The 19,437-nt window shown below is 54.1% G+C and carries 21 protein-coding genes and 1 tRNA gene; 15 read left to right on the forward strand and 7 right to left on the reverse strand.

Translation table 11 applies throughout. The annotated features are described in order from the left end of the window. Window positions 1–29: 29 nt before the first annotated feature. From infB to FWG96_03495, 5 genes are all read left to right on the forward strand, one after another. On the forward strand, window positions 30–1,775 hold the full coding sequence (gene infB / locus FWG96_03475) for a translation initiation factor IF-2 (protein MCL2032314.1): 1,746 nt from the start codon (window positions 30–32) through the stop codon (window positions 1,773–1,775). Window positions 1,776–1,963: 188 nt separating this feature from the next. Then, entirely contained in the window at window positions 1,964–3,442 is a 1,479-nt protein-coding gene (gene cls, locus FWG96_03480) for a cardiolipin synthase (GenBank protein MCL2032315.1), read from the forward strand. A gap of 114 nt (window positions 3,443–3,556) precedes the next feature. After that, entirely contained in the window at window positions 3,557–3,973 is a 417-nt protein-coding gene (locus FWG96_03485) for a 30S ribosomal protein S6e (protein MCL2032316.1), read from the forward strand. Beyond that, window positions 3,973–5,208 (forward strand): translation initiation factor IF-2 subunit gamma, encoded by a 1,236-nt coding sequence (locus tag FWG96_03490; GenBank protein MCL2032317.1) that lies wholly within the window; start codon window positions 3,973–3,975, stop codon window positions 5,206–5,208. Before FWG96_03485 ends, FWG96_03490 begins: the two co-directional genes overlap by 1 nt. 4 nt (window positions 5,209–5,212) lie before the next feature. After that, complete coding sequence (locus tag FWG96_03495; GenBank protein ID MCL2032318.1) at window positions 5,213–5,569, forward strand: twitching motility protein PilT; 357 nt, start codon at window positions 5,213–5,215, stop codon at window positions 5,567–5,569. On the opposite strand, the gene FWG96_03500 is transcribed toward FWG96_03495, so the two are convergent. Beyond that, window positions 5,523–6,392, reverse strand: a complete 870-nt coding sequence (locus FWG96_03500) for a DUF2099 family protein (GenBank protein ID MCL2032319.1) — start codon at window positions 6,390–6,392, stop codon at window positions 5,523–5,525. The genes FWG96_03495 and FWG96_03500 overlap by 47 nt on opposite strands. After that, window positions 6,389–6,868: a peptidylprolyl isomerase gene (locus FWG96_03505; protein MCL2032320.1), complete on the reverse strand. Its 480-nt coding sequence runs from the start codon at window positions 6,866–6,868 to the stop codon at window positions 6,389–6,391. Before FWG96_03505 ends, FWG96_03500 begins: the two co-directional genes overlap by 4 nt. A 210-nt stretch (window positions 6,869–7,078) precedes the next feature. Here FWG96_03505 and FWG96_03510 point away from each other — a divergent pair, with 210 nt between their 5' ends. The 4 genes from FWG96_03510 to FWG96_03525 all read left to right on the forward strand — a co-directional run bounded on the left by FWG96_03510 (window position 7,079) and on the right by FWG96_03525 (window position 8,800). After that, window positions 7,079–7,792, forward strand: coding sequence for a TraB domain-containing protein (locus FWG96_03510; GenBank protein MCL2032321.1), 714 nt, complete (start codon window positions 7,079–7,081; stop codon window positions 7,790–7,792). After that, a complete protein-coding gene (thyX, locus tag FWG96_03515) occupies window positions 7,789–8,457 on the forward strand; it encodes an FAD-dependent thymidylate synthase (GenBank protein ID MCL2032322.1) in 669 nt (222 codons plus the stop codon). The genes FWG96_03510 and thyX overlap by 4 nt, the downstream gene beginning before the upstream one ends. A 36-nt stretch (window positions 8,458–8,493) precedes the next feature. Next, complete coding sequence (locus FWG96_03520; protein MCL2032323.1) at window positions 8,494–8,685, forward strand: 30S ribosomal protein S17e; 192 nt, start codon at window positions 8,494–8,496, stop codon at window positions 8,683–8,685. A gap of 38 nt (window positions 8,686–8,723) precedes the next feature. Further along, window positions 8,724–8,800: transfer RNA gene (locus tag FWG96_03525), tRNA-Arg, on the forward strand. Between the two features lies 1 nt (window position 8,801). Here the strand turns inward: FWG96_03525 and FWG96_03530 are convergent. After that, window positions 8,802–10,727, reverse strand: coding sequence for an NFACT family protein (locus tag FWG96_03530; GenBank protein MCL2032324.1), 1,926 nt, complete (start codon window positions 10,725–10,727; stop codon window positions 8,802–8,804). 242 nt (window positions 10,728–10,969) lie between these two features. On the opposite strand from FWG96_03530, the gene FWG96_03535 reads away from it, so the two are divergent. From FWG96_03535 to FWG96_03560, 6 genes are all read left to right on the forward strand, one after another. After that, the gene (locus FWG96_03535; GenBank protein MCL2032325.1) at window positions 10,970–12,124 is read left to right on the forward strand and encodes a pyridoxal phosphate-dependent aminotransferase; all 1,155 of its coding nucleotides are present in this window, start codon (window positions 10,970–10,972) and stop codon (window positions 12,122–12,124) included. Window positions 12,125–12,200: 76 nt separating this feature from the next. Continuing rightward, window positions 12,201–13,271, forward strand: coding sequence for an aminotransferase class V-fold PLP-dependent enzyme (locus FWG96_03540; protein ID MCL2032326.1), 1,071 nt, complete (start codon window positions 12,201–12,203; stop codon window positions 13,269–13,271). Further along, window positions 13,268–14,857 (forward strand): phosphoglycerate dehydrogenase, encoded by a 1,590-nt coding sequence (gene serA, locus FWG96_03545; protein MCL2032327.1) that lies wholly within the window; start codon window positions 13,268–13,270, stop codon window positions 14,855–14,857. The genes FWG96_03540 and serA overlap by 4 nt, the downstream gene beginning before the upstream one ends. A gap of 9 nt (window positions 14,858–14,866) precedes the next feature. Further along, window positions 14,867–15,256: a hypothetical protein gene (locus FWG96_03550; GenBank protein MCL2032328.1), complete on the forward strand. Its 390-nt coding sequence runs from the start codon at window positions 14,867–14,869 to the stop codon at window positions 15,254–15,256. After that, window positions 15,256–17,160, forward strand: a complete 1,905-nt coding sequence (locus tag FWG96_03555; protein ID MCL2032329.1) for an ATP-dependent DNA helicase — start codon at window positions 15,256–15,258, stop codon at window positions 17,158–17,160. The genes FWG96_03550 and FWG96_03555 overlap by 1 nt, the downstream gene beginning before the upstream one ends. Window positions 17,161–17,226: 66 nt before the next feature. Further along, a complete protein-coding gene (locus FWG96_03560) occupies window positions 17,227–17,442 on the forward strand; it encodes a hypothetical protein (GenBank protein ID MCL2032330.1) in 216 nt (71 codons plus the stop codon). Here FWG96_03560 and FWG96_03565 read toward each other — a convergent pair whose 3' ends face one another. From FWG96_03565 to FWG96_03580, 4 genes are read right to left on the reverse strand one after another with little or no spacing between them, the layout of a single operon-like run. Continuing rightward, window positions 17,443–18,069 (reverse strand): tRNA 4-thiouridine(8) synthase ThiI, encoded by a 627-nt coding sequence (locus FWG96_03565; protein ID MCL2032331.1) that lies wholly within the window; start codon window positions 18,067–18,069, stop codon window positions 17,443–17,445. Next, window positions 18,066–18,248 carry a hypothetical protein gene (locus tag FWG96_03570; protein MCL2032332.1) on the reverse strand — a complete coding sequence of 61 codons (183 nt, stop codon included), beginning with the start codon at window positions 18,246–18,248 and terminating at the stop codon, window positions 18,066–18,068. Before FWG96_03570 ends, FWG96_03565 begins: the two co-directional genes overlap by 4 nt. Then, window positions 18,245–18,805: an exosome complex RNA-binding protein Csl4 gene (locus FWG96_03575; GenBank protein ID MCL2032333.1), complete on the reverse strand. Its 561-nt coding sequence runs from the start codon at window positions 18,803–18,805 to the stop codon at window positions 18,245–18,247. Before FWG96_03575 ends, FWG96_03570 begins: the two co-directional genes overlap by 4 nt. 6 nt (window positions 18,806–18,811) lie before the next feature. Next, complete coding sequence (locus FWG96_03580) at window positions 18,812–19,405, reverse strand: METTL5 family protein (GenBank protein ID MCL2032334.1); 594 nt, start codon at window positions 19,403–19,405, stop codon at window positions 18,812–18,814. Window positions 19,406–19,437 lie beyond the last annotated feature (32 nt).

Raw genomic sequence — 19,437 nt, forward strand, 5'->3', positions numbered from 1 at the left:
CTTTCAACCATTTTTGTGAGCGTGATCAGATGGCGATAAGGCAACCGGTGGTCAGCGTACTCGGCCATGTGGACCATGGCAAGACCAAACTTCTCGACAGGATCAGGGGCACTTCGGTGCAGGCGCGCGAGGCCGGTCTCATTACTCAGCACATAGGGGCGACAGAGGTCCCCATCGAACACATATACAAAGTGTGCGCCCAGCTGATCGGAAAGAAGAAGTTCGACGTGCCGGGGCTGCTTTTCATTGATACTCCCGGCCACCACTCGTTTGTGACGCTGCGCGCCAGGGGAGGATCCCTCGCCGACCTCGCCGTCCTTGTGATAGACGTCAGGGAAGGGATCAAACCTCAGACCGTCGAATCGATCCGCATTCTGAGGCAGTACAAGACGCCGTTCGTCATAGCGCTGAACAAGATAGACACGATCCAGGGTTGGATGCCGGAGGACGGGAGGCCGTTCATCCTCTCGGAGAGGGCGCAGCAGCAGCACACCCTCGACATGCTCAATGAGAAGATGTACAATGTCATCTCGCAGCTGTCCGCAGAGAACATATTCGCGGACAGGTACGACAGGATAGACGATTTCACAAAGACGGTGGCGCTCGTTCCCATAAGCGCAAAGGAGGGCGAGGGCATACCGGACCTCCTGCTGGTACTGATAGGTCTGGCCCAGCGTTTCCTGGAGCAGCAGCTGGAAAAAGGGGAAGGCCCCGGCAAGGGAACGATCCTGGAGATAAAAGAGGAAAAAGGACTCGGGAAGACGATGGACGTGATCCTCTATTCCGGCACGATCTCAAAAGGAGATACCGTCGCTCTGGGAACGAACGGCGCGCCGCACGTGACCAAAGTGAAGGCCATACTTAAGCCGAAGCCGCTGGATGAGATAAGGGACCCGAGGGACAGGTTCGACTCTGTCAGGGAACTGCATGCGGCCGCCGGCGTGAAGATCGCCACTCAGAGTATGGAGGGAGTCATAGCGGGCGCGCCTTTCGCGGTGGTCAAAGGGCCTAACGACCCGGCGATCAAGGACCTGAAAGAAGATTCGTCCATCAGGATAGAGACGGCGGAGAAGGGCATAACTATCAAAGCCGACGCGATAGGTTCGCTGGAGGCCCTCGCGTTTGAAACGAAGGCGGCCGAGATACCCATAAGGAAGTTCGGCATAGGCGACATCACGAGGAGGGATGTGGTGGAGGCCGCATACGGGGACAAAGCGAACCACGTGGTCCTCGGATTCAATGTCTCGATCACGAAGGACGCGGAAGCGGAAATTGAGAACCAGGACATAAAGGTCCTGACCGACCAGATCGTGTACAAACTCATCGAGGAGTACCAGGAATGGCTGGAAGAGACAAAGAGGAAGACCGACACCGACAAAAGATCGGAGTTCGCGTTCCCGGCAAAATTCCGGATACTGCCCAACTGCATTTTCAGGGCGAACAAGCCCGCGATCGTCGGGGTCAGAGTGCTGGCCGGAAGGATAAGGATCGGCGAACGTCTCATAGGGGCGGACGGGCGGGACGCCGGAAGGATAAAGAGCATACACTCGGGAGAGGACACCCTCAAGGAAGCGAAACAGGGCGACGAGGTCGCCGTCGGGATAGAGGGGGTGACCGCTGGCAGGCAGATAAACGAAGAGGATATTATCTATGTGGACCTGATCGAATCGGCGGTCAAGGAGCTTGCGAACCTTGACATCAATGAAGATGAGAAGGCGGCCCTGGAAGAGACCATCATCATAAAAAGAAAAGAAGACCCCTTTTGGGGAATGTGACGGGACTGCGCCGCACACCTCTCCGGATCCTCTGAAAGTACGGTTCGGGCAAGGCACAAGATGAGATACCCAGGGAGCCCAGGCTCACGATCTGGCAGCGTTTTTTCAGACGCCCGCATCATGTTAAAACTTACCAAAGTTGACGATGGAGAACAAACTCTTTTTACTACGACGCGCATGGTGATGTTATGGGATTGGGAATTCTGGATCCTACTATGGCCACTGCATTAGGCTACGTAATGCTGGTACTGTGGTTGGTGTCGGTAGTGATAATCCTCTTCCTGATCTTCTTCGAACGCTCCGACCCCTATACTATCGCTCTTTGGGCGGCGGTCATGCTGCTGCTGCCGGCGATAGGGTTCTTCATCTATTTGTGCTTCGGGCAGACATTCTACAGACGCAGACATTTTGCCATAAAGAATCTGACCGATGAGAATCTCGTCAGGATAAAAGAGGAATCTCTGAAAGAACTGAGCAAGAAGACCGCCCCCGAGAATGAGGAGGAGATGAGGTTCGCAAGGTCTCTGATGGACACCGGCGGTGCCTTCTACAGCGCGGAGAACAAGCTCGATCTCTGTCTTACGGGCGAGGAATTCTTCAGGCGCATGTTCGATGACCTGAGGAGGGCGGAGAAGTACATCCATGCGGAATACTACATAATACGCAACGATAAGCTGTCCAATGAGTTCATGGATGTGCTGATCGAGAAGGCCAAGGCCGGCTTGGAGGTGAAGCTTATGGTGGACGCCGTAGGCTTCAACAGCGGGCTCGGTAAAAGGATCAAGGAGCTCAGGGGCGCGGGAGGGGAGTTCGAGTTGTTCCATCGTTCAGTGACGGTCTTCCTCAGCCCGAAGAAGAACAACCGCAACCACAGAAAGCTCATGGTCATCGACGGGACCGTCGGATATGTTTCGGGGTTCAACATCGGGGATGAGTATCTGGGTAAAGGCGAAACAGGCAGATGGAGGGACACAGGCCTGAGGATAGAAGGGCAGAGCGTGATCGCCATAAACCTCAGATTCTTCATGGACTGGGGATATGCGTCAAAGAGGCGCCTGGACCTGAATGCGGAAAGCGGAGGGAAGTATTTCACCGTCGACGAGTCCGCCCATTACGGAGAGGATGTCATGCAGCTGATATCAGGAGGGCCTGACACGAAGAATAACCCAATCGAGCTGCAGTACCTCAAGATCATAGGCGCCGCAAAGAAGACCCTGTACATCCACACTCCATACCTCGTGCCGAGCGACAACGTCATGAAGGGGCTGATACTATCCGCCCGCTCCGGCGTCGACGTAAGGATAATCATGCCCGACAGGCCCGACCATCTTTTTGTGTACTGGGTAAGCGTCATGAATGCGGGGGAACTGATGAAGAATGGGGTCAAAGTATACCGCTACATAGGCGGCTTCGTGCACTCGAAGACTCTGGTCGCCGACGGGGAATACTGCTCCGTAGGCTCCGCGAACCTCGACCAGAGGAGCATGACGCTCAACTTCGAAACGAACGCGATGGTATACTCCAAGAGAATAGGCGAGCAGATGCAGGAAGCCTTCATGAAAGATCTGGACCACTGCGCCGAGTACAGTCTGGAGGAGTACGGCAGACTCAACAGATGGCAGAACTTCAAGATGAGCGTCGCACGCCTGTTCAGTTCATGGGCGTGAGGAAGGCGTTCAACCCTGCTTTTACGAACGTTCATGCTCCGATGGACCCATCTGCGCAAAGATTTGAACAAACATTTATAAGGGACACTATGATAGGGCGGCAAAGGTGTTCAAATGGTAGAATTCAAAGCCATCGTAAACGATGTGAAGACCGGCAAGTCCTACAACAGGGCGGTCTCAGGCCACCACGCGAACTCTCTGATCGGTAAAAACATTGGAGAGATCGTGGATGGGATTTTCGTCGGTCTCCCCGGATATAAACTGAAGATAACAGGCGGCAGCGACGGTAACGGCACCCCAATGAGGGCGGACCTTCCCGGGCCGAAGAGAAGGAAGCTCCTGCTCTCCGACGGGCTCGGCTTCCGCGAAAGATACCCCGGAGAAAGGAAGAGAGTGACGATCCGCGGCTCCACAATATCGGCCGAGATCGTCCAGATCAACCTTGCGATCGCGGAGTACGGGCCGAAATCCATAGAGGAATCCTTCGCGCCGGCTGTTGCCGCCGAAGGGGCTGCTGCGGAGAAGAAGTAATGAAAGTCCCCAAGCAGCCGGAGGTCAACATCGGGATGATAGGCCATGTTGACCACGGTAAGACCACGCTCACGAAGGCGCTGTCAGGAGAATGGACCGACCGCCACTCCGAAGAGTTGAAAAGAGGGATCTCGATCAGACTGGGATATGCGGATGTCGCATTCTATAAATGTTCCAGCTGCGAAGGGCCGGCCGCCTACGGCACATCCACCAAATGCAAATGCGGAGGGAAAGCGGAGTTCCTCAGGGCGGTGTCATTCGTCGACGCGCCGGGACACGAGACCCTGATGGCCACCATGCTATCCGGCGCCGCCCTCATGGACGGAGCGTTGCTGCTTGTGGCGGCCAACGAGAAATGCCCCCAACCGCAGACCAAGGAACATCTGATGGCGCTGTCCATAATAGGGATCGATAAGATCATAATCGTTCAGAACAAGATCGACATCGTCACAAGGGAGCAGGCCGTCGAGAACTACAAACAAATAAAAGAATTCACGAAGGGGACGATAGCGGAGAACGCGCCGATAATACCGGTCTCTGCGAACAGAGGGGTCAACATAGACATGCTCATTGAGAGCATAGAGGAACACATAATCTCGAAGATCGAGAAGGATGTCTCCTCTCCGCCGCTGATGCATGTGGCAAGATCCTTTGACATAAATGTTCCCGGGACAGTCCCGAAGGACCTTAAAGGAGGGGTCATGGGAGGGACGCTCATCCAGGGCAGGCTGAAGATCGACGATGAGATCGAGATAGTGCCAGGCAGGAGAGTGGAGGTCGCGGGAAAGCCTACGTATGAGAAGATATCCGCAAAGGTCGTGTCCCTCCAGGCAGGAGGGAAGAGCGTTAAAGAGGTTGTGCCCGGAGGGCTGATAGCCATAGGCACGGCGCTCGACCCGTCAATAACGAAATCGGACGGGCTGACCGGAAGGGTAGTGGGTATGCAAGGGGAGTTGCCTCCTGTGGTCCACGACTTCAAAATGAAGACGACCCTTTTGGACCGTGTTGTAGGCTCATCAGCCGATCTTGTCGTGGATGAGATCAAAAGCAACGAGCCGCTGATGCTGAGCGTAGGTACGGCCACAACGGTGGGTGTGGTCAAGAGCGCAAGGGCAGGCTCCGCGGAAGTGGTCCTTAAGATACCCGTATGCATCCTCCCGGGGCAGAGGGTGGCGATATCCAGAAGGATCTCCAACAAGTGGAGACTGATAGGCTACGGGATAATAGAGCAGTGAGCTCATGCAGACCGTGGTCCTGGACACCAATGCGCTTCTGATGCCTTTCGAAGAGAAGATAAACATTGATCTGGCGCTGAGAGATCTCCTCGGTGAGGTAAGGTGCGTTGTCCCCGGTCCGCTTATCGGCGAACTCAAGCGCCTTGACCATAAGTTCTCCAAAGCGGCGCTGGAGCTCGCAAGGAGATACGACATTTTGCAGACACCCCTGTCCGGAGACGACGCGGTCATTGACATCGCGCAGTCGACCGGAGGCTACATCCTTACTAACGATAAGGACCTCAGGGCCAGAGCAAGGAAGCAGAGGATACCGCTTATCTATCTCCGTTCGGGAACGCATCTGGTGGTCGAGTCCCTCTGATGAGGGGCCTCGGCGGGTCCTCCGGCTCTTTCCCGTTCCAAGGTTCCCTCCCGACTTCTTCCAGCCTCATCATAACCAGCTCTTTTCCTTTCTCCGTTACGCCATAGATGGGGACCTTGTTTCCGGCGATTATCAGATCCCTTCTTTTGGATTCTTCCCTCACCGCCTCGGAGGCGCATGCCGTGATGACATCGCAGACATCGAAGGCGGTGCGCGCATCGTCCGGCGGCATGCATGAGGTGTGTACGGCCATTATGATAGCGGAGTTCCCGAATTCCGCTCTTATCTCGGAGGCTGCCCTGACCGACGCAACGGTGACGGCGATCGTCCCGTACCCCATCGCTCTTGCTTTCTTTACTCCCCTGACCATATCGATCACCGCGGAGGCTGGATCTAGAACGTTCTCCCTCCCTACGCCTTCGATAACATCATCAATGGGGGATGTTTCGCACAGGCCGGATATCCTTCCTCCCAGGCCCTGCACTATCTCAGGGTCGGTAACTACGACGGTGCCGACGCCGTCGGCGGCGATGACGGCGGCGTCTATCATCCTCCGTCTCAGGGCGGAGCTGAGGATCTCCGATATCCCGAAGGAGAGGAAGTCTTTCATCCGAATATCACGGTTCCCGGTGCACATACCGAAGGATTCGATCCTGAACTCTATGTTCGTTCTCACAACATCCTCGGTTATCTCATCGATATTGCGGTATTTTTTGAAAAGGGGGCAGAATTTGATCTTGGGCCCGCTTACCACGGTCACTTTTCCGTTTTCGATGACGACCTTGGACATGCCGAGGCATTCCATGACGTGGCGGTCACTCATCGGGTGACCTCTGCCTTTATTATCCGGACGTCGGTCACAGGGCGGTCGCCGCGGGCGGTGGGGGAGTTACCGATCCTGTCAACGACGTCCATTCCATTGACGACCCGGCCGAACACCGGGTGCGCATAGGGAGTCTTGGGATTCTCTTTGTCAAGATAGCAGTTGTCCACAAGGTTGATGAAGAACTGGCTCCCGCCGGTGTCCGGCCTTCCCGTGTTTGCCATGGATATGGTGCCCCTGACGTTGGAATGACCGCTTCCGAACTCATCCTTGATCGTATAGCCCGGACCGCCGGTCCCGGTGCCCTTCGGATCCCCGCCCTGTATCATAAAATCTTTAATGACTCTGTGGAAAATTGTCCCGTCGTAGTAGCCTTCTTCTGCCAATTTTATGAAGTTGCCGGTGGTTATCGGCATGTCGTCATGCATAATTATCTCTATGTCGCCCTCGGTTGTCCGGAGTATAACTTTGACCATGGGTATAAAACGGCCCTTTACATAAAAACGTGTTGAGGCGCCGGCATGTGAACACAGTCCAGCATATACGGAAAAACATCTTTTTCCAATTAACCGTTATTATTGCACATTTAACTATTCTTTGAATACAAGGATTTCATCACAGGAAGACAAAGGAATTATGCACAATCGATGCAAAATATTCTATCTGAAAGAGGCATTCACAGCAATATGATGACGATGATAGGGACAGGCCACGTTTTCAAGATATCGGAACAGGTCTCCTTCATCATAAAGTACACCTGGCCGGACGCAGTCCTTCTGGAACTGGATGACAGAAGGTATGCCGCACTGATGAATGGCTCAGGGGACAGTAAGGGATCGGAGAATGTCCCGAAGCTGTACCGCGAGTCCGCTGAATACCAGAATAAAATGTCAGAAAAGAACGGGACCCGGCCGGGAGGCGAAATGCTCGCCGCGATCTCTGCGGGGAAGATCGTCGGCGCCGATATAATATGCATAGACAAGGACGCCGAACAGACCATGAGGGAGGTGGAGGCAGAAATGTCTCTCTTTGAGAGGATAAGGTATTCTGTATACTCATTCTCAGGTAGTTTGCCCCGAAGGGGGAATACGAACGTGACGCAGAAAGGGTTCGCTGCCAATGAGGAGGAGTACATCCGCAGGATGCGCAAGAGGTTCCCGACGCTGGTGGAGAAGCTGATAGATGAAAGGAACGTGTACATGGCCGAAAGGATCAAAGAGGCATCGGAAAAATACAAGAACATAGTGGTCGTGGTAGGGGATGCGCATGTCAGAGGCATATGCGAACTATTAAACGGCGTTGACATCTACAAGATAAGGCTGGCGGACATGATGGATCAGGAAAGCATGAATGAGGTTAAATCCCGTATCTGGAACAGAAAGGCGGAAGTGTCTGAATGAACGTAAGACTGCTCGCACACACGCCTGATGCGGACGCCATCTGCGCCGCGGCGGGAAGGTCCTGCTATTCCGAGAAAGCCTCGGCAGACCTTATGGGCATGAAGGATCCGGAGAAGATCCTCGGCAATATAGTAGGCATGGGTCACCATTCGGTGGTGGAGCACGCGGTATTCACCTTCTCCGCCGACGGCGTCTCCAGGGCGCTCACGCATCAGTTGGTCAGGCACAGGATAGCCTCCTTCTCCCAGCAGAGCCAGAGGTATGTCTCTCTGAAAGATCCGACCTATGTCGTCCCCGAAACGGTAAAGGCAGACCCCGATGCGCGGGAATTATATGAAGAAACGATGAGGACGATATGGGACGCATACGGGAAGCTTGCGGAGACGATACCTGCGGAGGATGCGAGATATATCCTCCCCAACGGGTGCACCACAAACATAACGATAACTATGAACGCAAGGGAACTGCACCACTTCTTCTCGCTTAGGTGCTGCGAGCGTGCCCAGTGGGAGATAAGGGAGCTTGCGGACAGAATGCTGGCACTTTGCAAGGAAGTATCTCCCGCCATTTTCACTGACGCGGGGCCGCCTTGCATCAGGGGACCGTGTCCGGAAGGGAAGCTTTCATGCGGCCATCCCCGCAGACCCAACAAAGCCTTTAAATAAGGAATCCACTTAATCGGGGACATATCGGTGAAAAATATGGGAAGAATAAGGCCCACATACATCAAAAGAGTCGCCATCGAGCTTATTGCAAAATACCCCCAGGCGTTCAACGGGGATTTCGAGAACAACAAAGAGATGGTGAACAATCTTACGGACGTTTACTCGGTGAAGATGAGGAACAGGATAGCCGGATACATAACGCGCTACAAATCCCGCCCGGAAATCTGAAACCATTTATAATAAGTAGTTTTTCCGCGGTACAATTCGCCCGCGTGGGGTAGCTTGGATATCCTGAGAGATTGCGGATCTCTTGACTCGGATTCGAATTCCGGCGCGGGCACCAATCATTGTCCGTCCTTCCATATGCGCTTAACGATCTCAACGTCGCCGGGAGGCAGTATCCTAGATATCTCTTCCTCTGGCACATGGAAGTCCTTCGCTATCTCTCCGGACATCCTTCCGCTTTTCCCCCTCCCGGGATTAAGGATGAGGTATCTGTCTGAATCCTTGAAGATATCAACAGGGCCGCACATTATCTTCCTTGCGCCTTGGTAGGATATCTCTCCGATCCCCAGCTCCATCTTAAGATGGTGTTCATAGTTCCTTTTGCCCCTTACGATGAACGCTCCTCTGGGAACGAACTCTCCCGGGTTCGGCGTTTTGCTCACCTGATCCGGATAGGCCCAGAACGCCGCTCCCTCCATGAGAGCAGCCACCCAGGCCTTAGATTGTGCCAGAGCGAAAATGCATGCCTCTCTTAATTCATCCGGTGTGGCGGCGGAGCCGTCCTTCAATATCACGGAAGGAGCGCCGTGGACGTCCGCGTGAACGAACACGTCCTTCTCTTTCAGGTGCTTCTTCACAACATTATCGTTCGTATGGGCGTCCCTTCCGGCGATGACGAGCTTCCCGGAGGAAGTGATGAACCATTTGTATCTCTCGAACCAGAACTGTTTGGTCGGCTGAGCTTTGTTCAGGGCGAGGATCTTGGCCTTGTCGATGCCTTTCTGTTTCTTCTCAAGCTCGGCAACGCTTTCTTTCATCGCGTTCTCGGCTCTCTTTGCCTTCTCCGAGATGTCTTTGCTTTTTTGATATATGTCCGAGGCGTTGGCATCGATCCCCTTTGTATAGTCCAGAGATACCCTGAGTTCGGATATGTTAGCCGCGACGGTACTCTTGGAGGGGTCGATGTCCGTGACAAACGGTATCTTCATTGCGCCTTCCGCGAGCTTTTCCCAAGTGAGTTCTTTCGATTTCCGGCTGAGAACGGTAAGGAGCTCGTTCACTTTCTGATATTCCATGTATATTGCGTCCGCCCTCTTCTTCAGGTCTTCGGACTCTATCCTGTATTCGTCCATGGTCTCGGTCTGCTTCTGTATCCTTTTCCTGAGCTTTTCCACCTCCGGGTCGACGTAAGCCTCCTCCTCGGTCTGGCCGATCTCCTGCATAAGGGCGTCGATCGCCAAGGACATGCTCTGGACCATTTGCGGCTCAGCGTCGTCATAGATATGCAGACCGACGGGAGCGACATCCACGATCTCCCCGTCCTTCCTGAAGATCGTCGGCTCGCTGCTTTGTACCACGCGATCCACTATCTCCCTGAGCGAAGAGTACATCTTGTCAAGGAGATCGTCGCCGACCCCGGCGGACGGCGCATTCTTTTCGACACCCGCCCTTTTGCAGATCTCCTCGGAATATTGGCCGCCGAGGTTGACGACGGTCGCCAAAGTTCTTACGGTGTCGGACCCGGAGGACCGGAACGTATCTCTGAATTCCTCGAATGAGGATTCGATGGGGTCGAATCTGCTTTTTGGCATGACGTAGTCCTCGCCGGGGCGGGTGGAGCGGTCCCTCCATGTTTTGTGGGTAAGGCAGTTGACTATCTTACCGTCCAGCACCAGCAGCACGTTCCCTCCTCCGAACATCTCAAAGATAAGCTTATATTCCGCGTCGGACTTGAAGACCTCCGTAACCGTTATCCTGTCGAAACCGGCCTGGACCGTCTTCCCTATCCTTGCGTTCGTGATGTATTTCCTCATGAACGTCGCGAACGAGGTCGGGGTATCCGGCGTATCGGGGCGCGACGGTGCCAGATACAGCCATTTCTTATCTCTGAAGAACAGCTCCCTTTTGCCGTCGCCCTGTACGTTCAGGCGGAAAAGGACGTTCCCCGCGCCCCAATGGAATATCTTGTCGATGTGTGCTCCTTCCAGCGACGCCATCTCCGAAACGACGGAACGGACGTCAAAAGAGCTCATCTCCTTTTTCATGGGGTATGTTATGCAGGTAACGGAGATAAAGTTTCTTTACGGGGAAGCAACACAGTATAGAACGGCATTCCGTCATGCCGTTCGGACGGTCCGAGCCGCTCCTGGCCTCTTGCGACGAATGTTTTAGGCGGCGCATCCTTTGCCGGACGCCTTGTGCCTTATGCCGAATGACCGGAATTGTCTCCCTGAGGAAAAAACAATAAAGGATAGACAATATACAGGAGGCTCACTGGTGGTCGTCAATGGTATCTAAAAGGCTTTCGGGGATTCCTGCATCTGGCACGGTGGCGCTTTCTAATCTTGTAAGTCATATGAAGATGCACGGCATAGATGTCATCTCGTTCTCAATGGGGGAACCCGATTTCGTAACGCCCGGGAACATAATAGAAGCATGCAAAGCATCCCTTGACGAAGGTTTCACACACTACACCCCCTCGGCAGGCATACCCGGGCTGAGGAAGGCCGTGGCCTCAAAGGCATTCTCGGACAACAAGATACACTGCACTGTCAAGAACGTTCTGATCACGCCCTGCAAGCACGCGATATTCATGTCCGCGCTGGCGTTCCTCGATCCGGGAGATGAGGTCATAATGCCGGACCCCAGCTGGGTTTCGTATGAAGCGTGCATAAGGCTCGCGGGGGCGAAGCCCAAATACGTCCCGACGGAGTTTGAAAAGGATTTCATCATTGAGCCGGACAAGATCGCCGAAGCGATAACACCGAAGACGAGGATGATCCTGCTGAACTCGCCGTCCAACCCTACGGGCAGCGTAATGCCCTGTGAGACTATCAGGGAGATAGCCAAGATCGCCATCGAGAACAATCTGATGGTGCTTTCCGATGAGATATACGAGAGCATAATCTACGAAGGTAAGCACCATTCCATAGCGGCGGTGCCGGACATGTTCGACAGGACGATCACGATATCCGGTCTGTCGAAGACATACGCCATGACCGGCTGGAGGCTCGGTTGGGCCATCGCATCCGAGAACAACATAAAAGAATTGGACAAGCTGCAGACGCACTCGATCTCCTGCTGTGTATCTTTCACTCAGCCGGCTGCCATCGCGGCCATAAACGGGCCTCAGGTGGAGAGGGACGCTATGATAAGGGAGTTCAAGAAGCGCCGTAATCTTGCAGTAGACCTCATAACGGAGATCAAGGGCCTGGACGTGAACATTCCAAAAGGCGCTTTCTATCTTTTCCCCAAATATGACTCCAAAGTGAAGTCGGAGATATTCTGCACTAAGATGCTTGAAGAAGCGCGCGTCGCCGTGACCCCCGGATCCGCATTCGGACCCAGCGGCGAAGGGTTCTTCAGGATGTCCTATGCGGCGAGCGAGGAACAGATAAGGGAAGGGCTGTCGAGGATCAAACACTTCATACACAACCTTTGATATAACGCGGGCACGTGCGTTATAATAAATATTGGTTAGCAGATAGCGGAGCCAAATTACATCCCGAGGGATAATGTTGAACAGGAAGCTTTTCACAGTGGGGCCGGTGAATGTGGAGCCTGAGGTCCTTCACTCAATGACCAGGCCGATGATAACGCACAGGTCCAAAGATTACAAGTCATTGCATCAGGCCGTCATCGAGAAGATGAAAAAGGCGCTGGACACAGATATGGATATTCTCATGGTGAGCGGCTCCGCGTCGGTGTTCCTGGAAGGAATGATCAGGAACGGCGTGAGGTCCAAGACCCTCGGATTGACGAACGGCTCATTCGGTGACAGATCCATAGAGATAGCCGAGCTCAACGGCAAGACCGTCGATAAGGTGCGGGCCGGGTGGGGGAAAGCGATACGCGCCGAGCACATCAAAGGTAAGGTGAAAGAGGATGTCGAAGCGGTGCACTGGGTAAGCAATGAATCGTCGACGGGGGTGTTCAGCGACTCGAACGAGATCGCAGACGAGGTCAGGTCGCAGAACCCGGACGCATTGGTGTTCATCGACGCGGTGACCTCGGCATTCGCAATGGACCTGAAGCTCAGGAAGCTGGATGCGGACGCATTGGTTTTCGGCACACAGAAGGCCCTGGCGCTCCCGCCGGGCCTGGCTATGATGGCCGTTTCCGAAAGGCTGCTGAACAAGGCCAAGACAGTATCCAACAGAGGCTTCTACACAGACCTCCTTAAGGTAAAGAAACAGAATGACGAGAACTATGCCCTTACGACGCCCCCCGTGTCCCTGATGTATGCGCTGGACTTCCAGCTGGACCGCATCCTTTCGGAAGGTATGCAGGCAAGGTACAGAAGGCATAAGGAGATGGCAGACACCGTCGAAGAATGGGCCGGCAGGAAGCTCAGCGGCATATTCCCCGAAAAGGGGTTCCGCTCCAACTCGATAAGCGTCCTTAACCGGGGGGATCTCGATTTCGACAAATTCCATTCGTCCCTGAAATCAAAAGGCTATGAGATATCCGGCGGTTACGGGGAAGTGAAAGAGAATACGTTCAGGATAGGGCACATGGGAGACATCATGCCCGCGGGAGTGAGGGAACTGCTCTCCGTGATGGATGAGGTATTGGAGGAAAAAACATGACCGCCAGAATATTGGTCTCAGACGCTCTCGACGAAGAGGGCATGAACATACTGAAAGACTCAGGCTTCCCTGTGGACGAGAAGGTTGACCTCACGGAGGACCAGCTCTGCGGGATAATCGGAGAGTACGACTGTCTGATCATCAGGTCCGGCACTAAGGTCACCAGGAAGGTGATAGACGCCGGGAAGAAACTGAGGGTGATCGGAAGGGCCGGGGTCGGCGTTGACAATGTGGACATCCCCTATGCGACGGAGAAAGGGATCCTCATAATGAACACTCCCGCCGCCAACATCATCTCCGCTGCCGAGCATTCATGCGCGATGCTGCTGTCATTGGCAAGGAACATACCCTTTGCACACAATTCCATGCACAAAGGAGAGTGGAAAAGGTCCAAATACACAGGAGTCGAACTTAACGGAAAGACCCTGGGGATAGTCGGCGTAGGGCGCGTCGGAGGAGAGGTCGCCAAGAGGATGAAGGCGTTCAACATGACCCTCGTAGGTTACGATCCGTACCTGCCGAAGGAGGTCGCGGACGAGATAGGAGTGAGGCTGACCACCTTCGAAGAGGTGATACAGATCGCCGATTTCATGACCATCCATACCCCGCTGCTGCCGGAAACAAAGAACATGATAAGCCTGCCTCAGTTCAGGATGATGAAGCCAAACGTCAGGATAGCGAACGTGGCGAGAGGAGGCATCGTGAACGAGGGCGATCTCTACACCGCGTTGAAGGAGAAGGTGATCGCAGGCGCGGCCTTCGACGTCTGGTGTAACGAGCCTCTTGAGGAAAGTGACATGAAGCTTCTGGAACTGGACAATCTGGTCACCACCCCCCACCTGGGGGCAAGCACGGTGGAGGCGCAGGAAAGGGTCGCCGTGGAGGTCGCGGTCGCGGCCGTGAAGTATCTGAAGGACGGGGAGATAACCAACGCCATAAACGCACCCCGCGGCAAGATGGATCCGGAAACGGAATTGTTCGTCCCGCTGGCGGAGCGCATGGGCATACTTGCCCATGAGATCAACGGCAACAACCCGATAGACGAACTTGAGATAACATACTGCGGCGAACTTGCGAACAAACAGACGAAAATGCTTACAGTGTCCGTTGTCATCGGCATTCTGAAGAAAATAATAGGCGCCGACAACGCTAACATCATCAACGCGATGCCCGTCGCCAAACAGAAGGGCATATCGATCAAAGAGTCATCGACCCAGAGGTCGGATGATTATTCTAACATGATAGAATTGAGAACGGTGTCCAAAGGAAAGAGGGCATCCATCAGAGGGACGGTATTCGGAGACCAGCCTAGGCTGGTGGGGTATGATAAGTTCACTTTCGACGCGCCGATGAGCGGGGACATGGTAATGGTATCCTACAAGGACTCCCCCGGCATAATCGGCGCCGTGGGAACGATATTCGGCAACAGCAACATAAATATCGCGCAGATGTCGGTGGGAAGATCCGAATCGGACGCGCTGATGGTCTTGACAGTCGATCAGCATGTTCCGCCCGAGGTCCTCAGGAAGATCGCCGAGGTCTCCGGCACGAACGATGTCAAATTTGCGGATCTAGTGGAGAACTGAGGTGCGGCCATGGACGATACTATAACGGTCGAGGAACTTACCCTTGCGATAAGGAACAGCATCGACAACAGCATGGGGATGGAGGAAGAACAGGCATACATGCTTGCGAGACACGTCCTTAATTTCTTCGGATATTCGGACAGGATAATCGACAATGTCCTTGAACCGGAGGACAGGGACGCATTCTATATGCTTGAGGATGCAGGCCTCCTCACCACAGAAAGGGAAGAGACCACGCTCTATGACGGAAGAGAGTGGAGGATACACTACTGGCTCTTCAGGAAGGAGAAGATAAATGAGCTGATGGGAACCAGCCCTTCCGGGACGTCGGAAGAGTCCAGTGACGAATCGGCGGTCTACGAAGAACTTCCCGACAGCATCTGGCGCAGAAGCGAGTGATGAACGAAGATCCCAAGGCCGCAGATATCTTCCCCTATGAATACAGAGGGGGGCAGAGAGATATGGCGGACCTCATAAGGGATACCGTGAGGAACGGAGCCTCGGTCGTGATCGAGTCAGGGACCGGCACCGGTAAGACCGTGGTCTCGCTGACGGGCGCTTTGGAGGCTGTTTTTGGGACCGGCAATAAAGTGATCTATCTCACAAGGACGAAGTCCCAGCAGAAGCAGATAATACATGAGGCCAAAGCAATATCCGGAAAGAGGCCGCTTGTCTGCATAGGGGTTCAGGGCAGGAGCATACACACATGCCCGATGATGTCCAAGGACCCGGAGAACGAGACCGGAACGTCCGAGGAATTGTCGAGGCTGTGTTCGGAGTACAAAAAGGATGCCGGCGACGGCAGGCCGTGCAGATATTATGAGAACATAGGCAGCATCGATCTGCCGGCCCTGCTCGGGTTTGTCAGGGATGAGCACCCGGAGCCTGAGAAATTCGCAGAATACTGTCTTGGTAAAGGGATATGCCCATATGAGACGGTAAAGCATCTTATGAAGCACGCGGACGTCGTCGCGGCGCCGTATTCTTTCATATTCATGCCGCACATCCTGGAAAGGTTCCTTGAATGGGCTGGGACGCCCCTTTCCGGTATGGCGATGATAGTCGACGAAGCGCACAACCTTCCTGACTATCTGAGGGAGGTAATGACTCTGGAATACGGCTCGAAGGCGATGGCCCTCGCAGAGAAGGAGGCGCGGGAATGGAATGATCCGGAGATCCACGCCGGCCTTTCGGTGACTGACATCATAGCGGTGTTAAGGGACTGTCTCGATGAGGCGCTGTCCCAATATCTCACGGGCGACGACGGGATGATACCTTCCACCTTCCTCCAGGATGAGCTGATGGAGAGGCTTGGGATGTCGTCGCGTTCCCTCAGTATGGTATACAAAGGCCTTATGGATCAGGGGGAGATGATCGCCGACATCAAAAAAGCAAGGAAGAAGCTGCCCAGATCCTACATAAGGTCTCTCGGGGCCTTCCTTTCCGCCTGGAACACAGCGGATGAGGAAACGAACATATTTCTTATCGCGGGGGGAGAGAACCCGAAGTTCCAGGCGTACTGCCTTGATCCGAGGGAAGCGGCGGAGCCTCTCAGGTCATGCTTGTCGTCGGTACATATGTCAGGTACGCTGGCGCCGCTGTCAGACCACTCCAGAGAGATAGGCCTGGAAGATGCGGTCGAGCGTGTATTCCCGTCCCCGTTCCCGCCGGAGAACCTCAAGATACTGTATGTCGATGACGTATCGACGAAGTTCGACGAATTCAACAACATACCGGAAGTGTATCTCAGGATGAAGGATCATTTGGTCTCTCTTGTCAGAACAGTCAACAGGAACACGGCGGTCTTCTTTCCGTCATATGCGGTGATGGAGAGATTCCTCGCCGACGATATAATGGAAGGGATGGGAAAGGATGTCTTCATAGAAAGAAGGGGAATGACCCAGCCGGAGCTTATGGAGGAGGTTTCTCAATTCAGGCTTTCGGAAGGAAGCGTCCTTTTCGCGATCACAGGCGGAAGAATAAGCGAAGGGCTGGACTTCCCCGACAAGGATATGGAGATGGCGGTGCTGGTCGGGATCCCGTATCCCAAGCCGACAGCCAGGCAGGAAGCGCTGAGAAGGTACTTTGACATGGTGTTCGGCAACGGATGGGAACACTCGTCTAAGATCCCGGCGATGAGGAAGATGAGACAGGCGATAGGCAGGCTCATCAGGTCCGGCACGGACAGAGGCGTCGCGGTCATCCTGGACCGCAGGGTCTTCAATCTTGAGGACATAAAAGCGGAGCTGACGGGTGACCCGTGCGGGGACGCGACGGAATTCTTTCTCAATAGGCAAAGATAATAAAGGTGCCTGTATTAAGCGAGGTTAATGGAAATAACCGTGGATGGCGAAGTCAGTAAGCTGATTATGTCGGAAAGGCGCGATTACAGGATATGCACCTCCTGCACCGGCCCCGCCTTGGTACCAACGACGGTAAAGATGCCGAAAGAGTCAGACATCAGGATACCTGTGGGAAACAATACCCTTTATGTTTCAAGGGTTCAGGCCAGATATATAAACAGGATAACCATCGATATGCTGTATAACAGGGATGACATAGGCTCCTGTTCGGTATTCTACTGATCAGGACAATCTTATCGTATTTTCGGCAGCGTTCGACACAAGTTCGTCAATTCCGGATGATACGTCGAATCCCGCCATTTTATTCAGGTCGGCCTCCGTGACGGGTTTGGACGGCACTATCGAACAACCGACAGATCTTTTGATAGAGATATCGTAAGTTCCGATCTCTTTTGCGACGGCCTCTATCTCGATCTTGTCATATCCGATGAGAGGCCTTACGACAGGCATCTTAAGGCCGCTGCTCACGTATCTCAGGTTCTTCAGTGTCTGCGAGGCCACCTGCCCCAGAGAGTCGCCCATGACGATCCCGCCGCAGCCGAGCCGGGAAGAAAGCTCCTGGGCGGTCCTGAGCATGGTCCTTTTGCAGAGGACGCACTGATAATTGCGGTCGCAGGTCTTTGATATCCTCTCCTGCGATATCCCGTGAGGAGCGGAGTAGAGGGGGAAGGGTGAACCGGTAACGGCTCTCAGCCGCTCCGCCAGTTCCCCGATCTTTTCTATCGAGACATCATCCGCAAAAGGGCGGTTGTCCATGTGCAGGAGTATGACGTCCGCACCGATCCTATCCATCAGGTAAGCCGCGACCGGGGAATCGATGCCTCCGGATATCAAAGCGAGGAGCTTCAAGTGTTGTATCTCCCGAATCCGGAGTTGCCTCCGAACGCCATCGGCGGATCGTCGTCGTATTCCTCATCGTCGCTGATCATGCTGTACATGGCTTGTATGAACTCTTTGAGCCCGGCTATTTCGACCTTAAGAGCCTTGACCTCTGCTCTCAGAGCAGCCATTTCATCCGTCTGCTTCATAATTTTACATCACCGTAATCGTCAGCAAGTTTCCTGAGGAACGAGCGTTCGCAGTTCGTGCAGTACAACCCCCTTCCTTTTTTGACGAGTTCTGTTTTGCATGCCCCGCAGAGCGATCTTATCACTCCGAAGTGGTCATCCCTGGTCATGAGCTGGAGAGAGGGGGAGGTGCTGGTGACCTTCGCTCGTATGAAGTCTCCTTTTCTCAGTTCTTTCGAAACGTCATCGGTGTAGCCCTGCGATATCTTGGATACGTGTATGGTTGCGTAGGTCTCCCCGCCCAGTCCTCTTCTGGTGCCTTCTTTCGCGACGACGTCCGCAGTGGCCATGGTGTTCCTGATGTCTGCCACTATGGCATATACTATGTCTCCCGTTTTCAGGATGTTGGGGGGGTTGGGGGATATGACCCTGGCGACGCATTCATCATCGTCCAGCTCAAGGATCCCGATCTGCGACGCATATATCTTTCCGTCGCTCGCGAATGTCCCGTCGGAGGCCAGATATTCCTCCTCCACGGCGACCTCGTCGCCGGGGAATACTTCCGTGTTGTCTGTCATTCGATCTCACCTTATGTTGACGACCACAATGTCAACGCTGTGCTTCTCTTTACTGTGGAACGTGAATGTATTATGGATATCGTACTTATACATTTTATTGTAGACTATTTCTCGGTTGTGTTTTTTCACGTACTCAGTGACAAAATCAAGCGTCTCCGCCATGTGGAAAGAGTACACGCATTCGGCGGACGCCATCGCTTTCTTCAGGAAATCCCTGTCGGCGCGGCGGTTCTGACAGCCGAAGGGCGGGTTCATGACGACGGTGTCCGCCTCCTCATGAACTTCGTTCACGTCCGACACCGCGAACGTTATCTCTGCGCCCACCGAGGCGGCGTGGGCGGTCGCGAGGTCGATCGCTCTCTGAGAGACATCGTACCCTACGACAGCCCCTGCGCCGAGCATCCACGAACCGAACGAGAGCATTCCGGTCCCGCACCCCAGGTCCATAACCTTGAGGCCTTTGACATCCCCCCTTGCATAAGCGCCGAAAAGGACGTCGGCGGCTATTGAGGCAGGGGTCATGTATTGCTCAAGCGAGGGGTCGGGGTCCTCGAACCTCGGAACTTTCTCCAGCTCTATCTCAAGGTCCTTCTTTTTCATCCGGCGCTCATATATGCGTCTATATTAAAGCC

Source organism: Candidatus Methanoplasma cognatum (assembly GCA_009777615.1).
GTDB lineage: Archaea > Thermoplasmatota > Thermoplasmata > Methanomassiliicoccales > Methanomethylophilaceae > Methanoplasma > Methanoplasma cognatum.

What these genes read in the sequence shown, in the direction of transcription:
- infB (MCL2032314.1), top strand. Translation starts at nt 30, where the DNA reads ATGGCGATAAGGCAACCGGTGGTCAGCGTACTCGGCCATGTGGACCAT.
- cls (MCL2032315.1), top strand. Translation starts at nt 1,964, where the DNA reads ATGGGATTGGGAATTCTGGATCCTACTATGGCCACTGCATTAGGCTAC.
- FWG96_03485 (MCL2032316.1), top strand. Translation starts at nt 3,557, where the DNA reads ATGGTAGAATTCAAAGCCATCGTAAACGATGTGAAGACCGGCAAGTCC.
- FWG96_03490 (MCL2032317.1), top strand. Translation starts at nt 3,973, where the DNA reads ATGAAAGTCCCCAAGCAGCCGGAGGTCAACATCGGGATGATAGGCCAT.
- FWG96_03495 (MCL2032318.1), top strand. Translation starts at nt 5,213, where the DNA reads ATGCAGACCGTGGTCCTGGACACCAATGCGCTTCTGATGCCTTTCGAA.
- FWG96_03500 (MCL2032319.1), bottom strand. Translation starts at nt 6,392, where the DNA reads ATGAGTGACCGCCACGTCATGGAATGCCTCGGCATGTCCAAGGTCGTC.
- FWG96_03505 (MCL2032320.1), bottom strand. Translation starts at nt 6,868, where the DNA reads ATGGTCAAAGTTATACTCCGGACAACCGAGGGCGACATAGAGATAATT.
- FWG96_03510 (MCL2032321.1), top strand. Translation starts at nt 7,079, where the DNA reads ATGATGACGATGATAGGGACAGGCCACGTTTTCAAGATATCGGAACAG.
- thyX (MCL2032322.1), top strand. Translation starts at nt 7,789, where the DNA reads ATGAACGTAAGACTGCTCGCACACACGCCTGATGCGGACGCCATCTGC.
- FWG96_03520 (MCL2032323.1), top strand. Translation starts at nt 8,494, where the DNA reads ATGGGAAGAATAAGGCCCACATACATCAAAAGAGTCGCCATCGAGCTT.
- FWG96_03530 (MCL2032324.1), bottom strand. Translation starts at nt 10,727, where the DNA reads ATGAAAAAGGAGATGAGCTCTTTTGACGTCCGTTCCGTCGTTTCGGAG.
- FWG96_03535 (MCL2032325.1), top strand. Translation starts at nt 10,970, where the DNA reads ATGGTATCTAAAAGGCTTTCGGGGATTCCTGCATCTGGCACGGTGGCG.
- serA (MCL2032327.1), top strand. Translation starts at nt 13,268, where the DNA reads ATGACCGCCAGAATATTGGTCTCAGACGCTCTCGACGAAGAGGGCATG.
- FWG96_03550 (MCL2032328.1), top strand. Translation starts at nt 14,867, where the DNA reads ATGGACGATACTATAACGGTCGAGGAACTTACCCTTGCGATAAGGAAC.
- FWG96_03555 (MCL2032329.1), top strand. Translation starts at nt 15,256, where the DNA reads ATGAACGAAGATCCCAAGGCCGCAGATATCTTCCCCTATGAATACAGA.
- FWG96_03560 (MCL2032330.1), top strand. Translation starts at nt 17,227, where the DNA reads ATGTCGGAAAGGCGCGATTACAGGATATGCACCTCCTGCACCGGCCCC.
- FWG96_03570 (MCL2032332.1), bottom strand. Translation starts at nt 18,248, where the DNA reads ATGAAGCAGACGGATGAAATGGCTGCTCTGAGAGCAGAGGTCAAGGCT.
- FWG96_03575 (MCL2032333.1), bottom strand. Translation starts at nt 18,805, where the DNA reads ATGACAGACAACACGGAAGTATTCCCCGGCGACGAGGTCGCCGTGGAG.
- FWG96_03580 (MCL2032334.1), bottom strand. Translation starts at nt 19,405, where the DNA reads ATGAAAAAGAAGGACCTTGAGATAGAGCTGGAGAAAGTTCCGAGGTTC.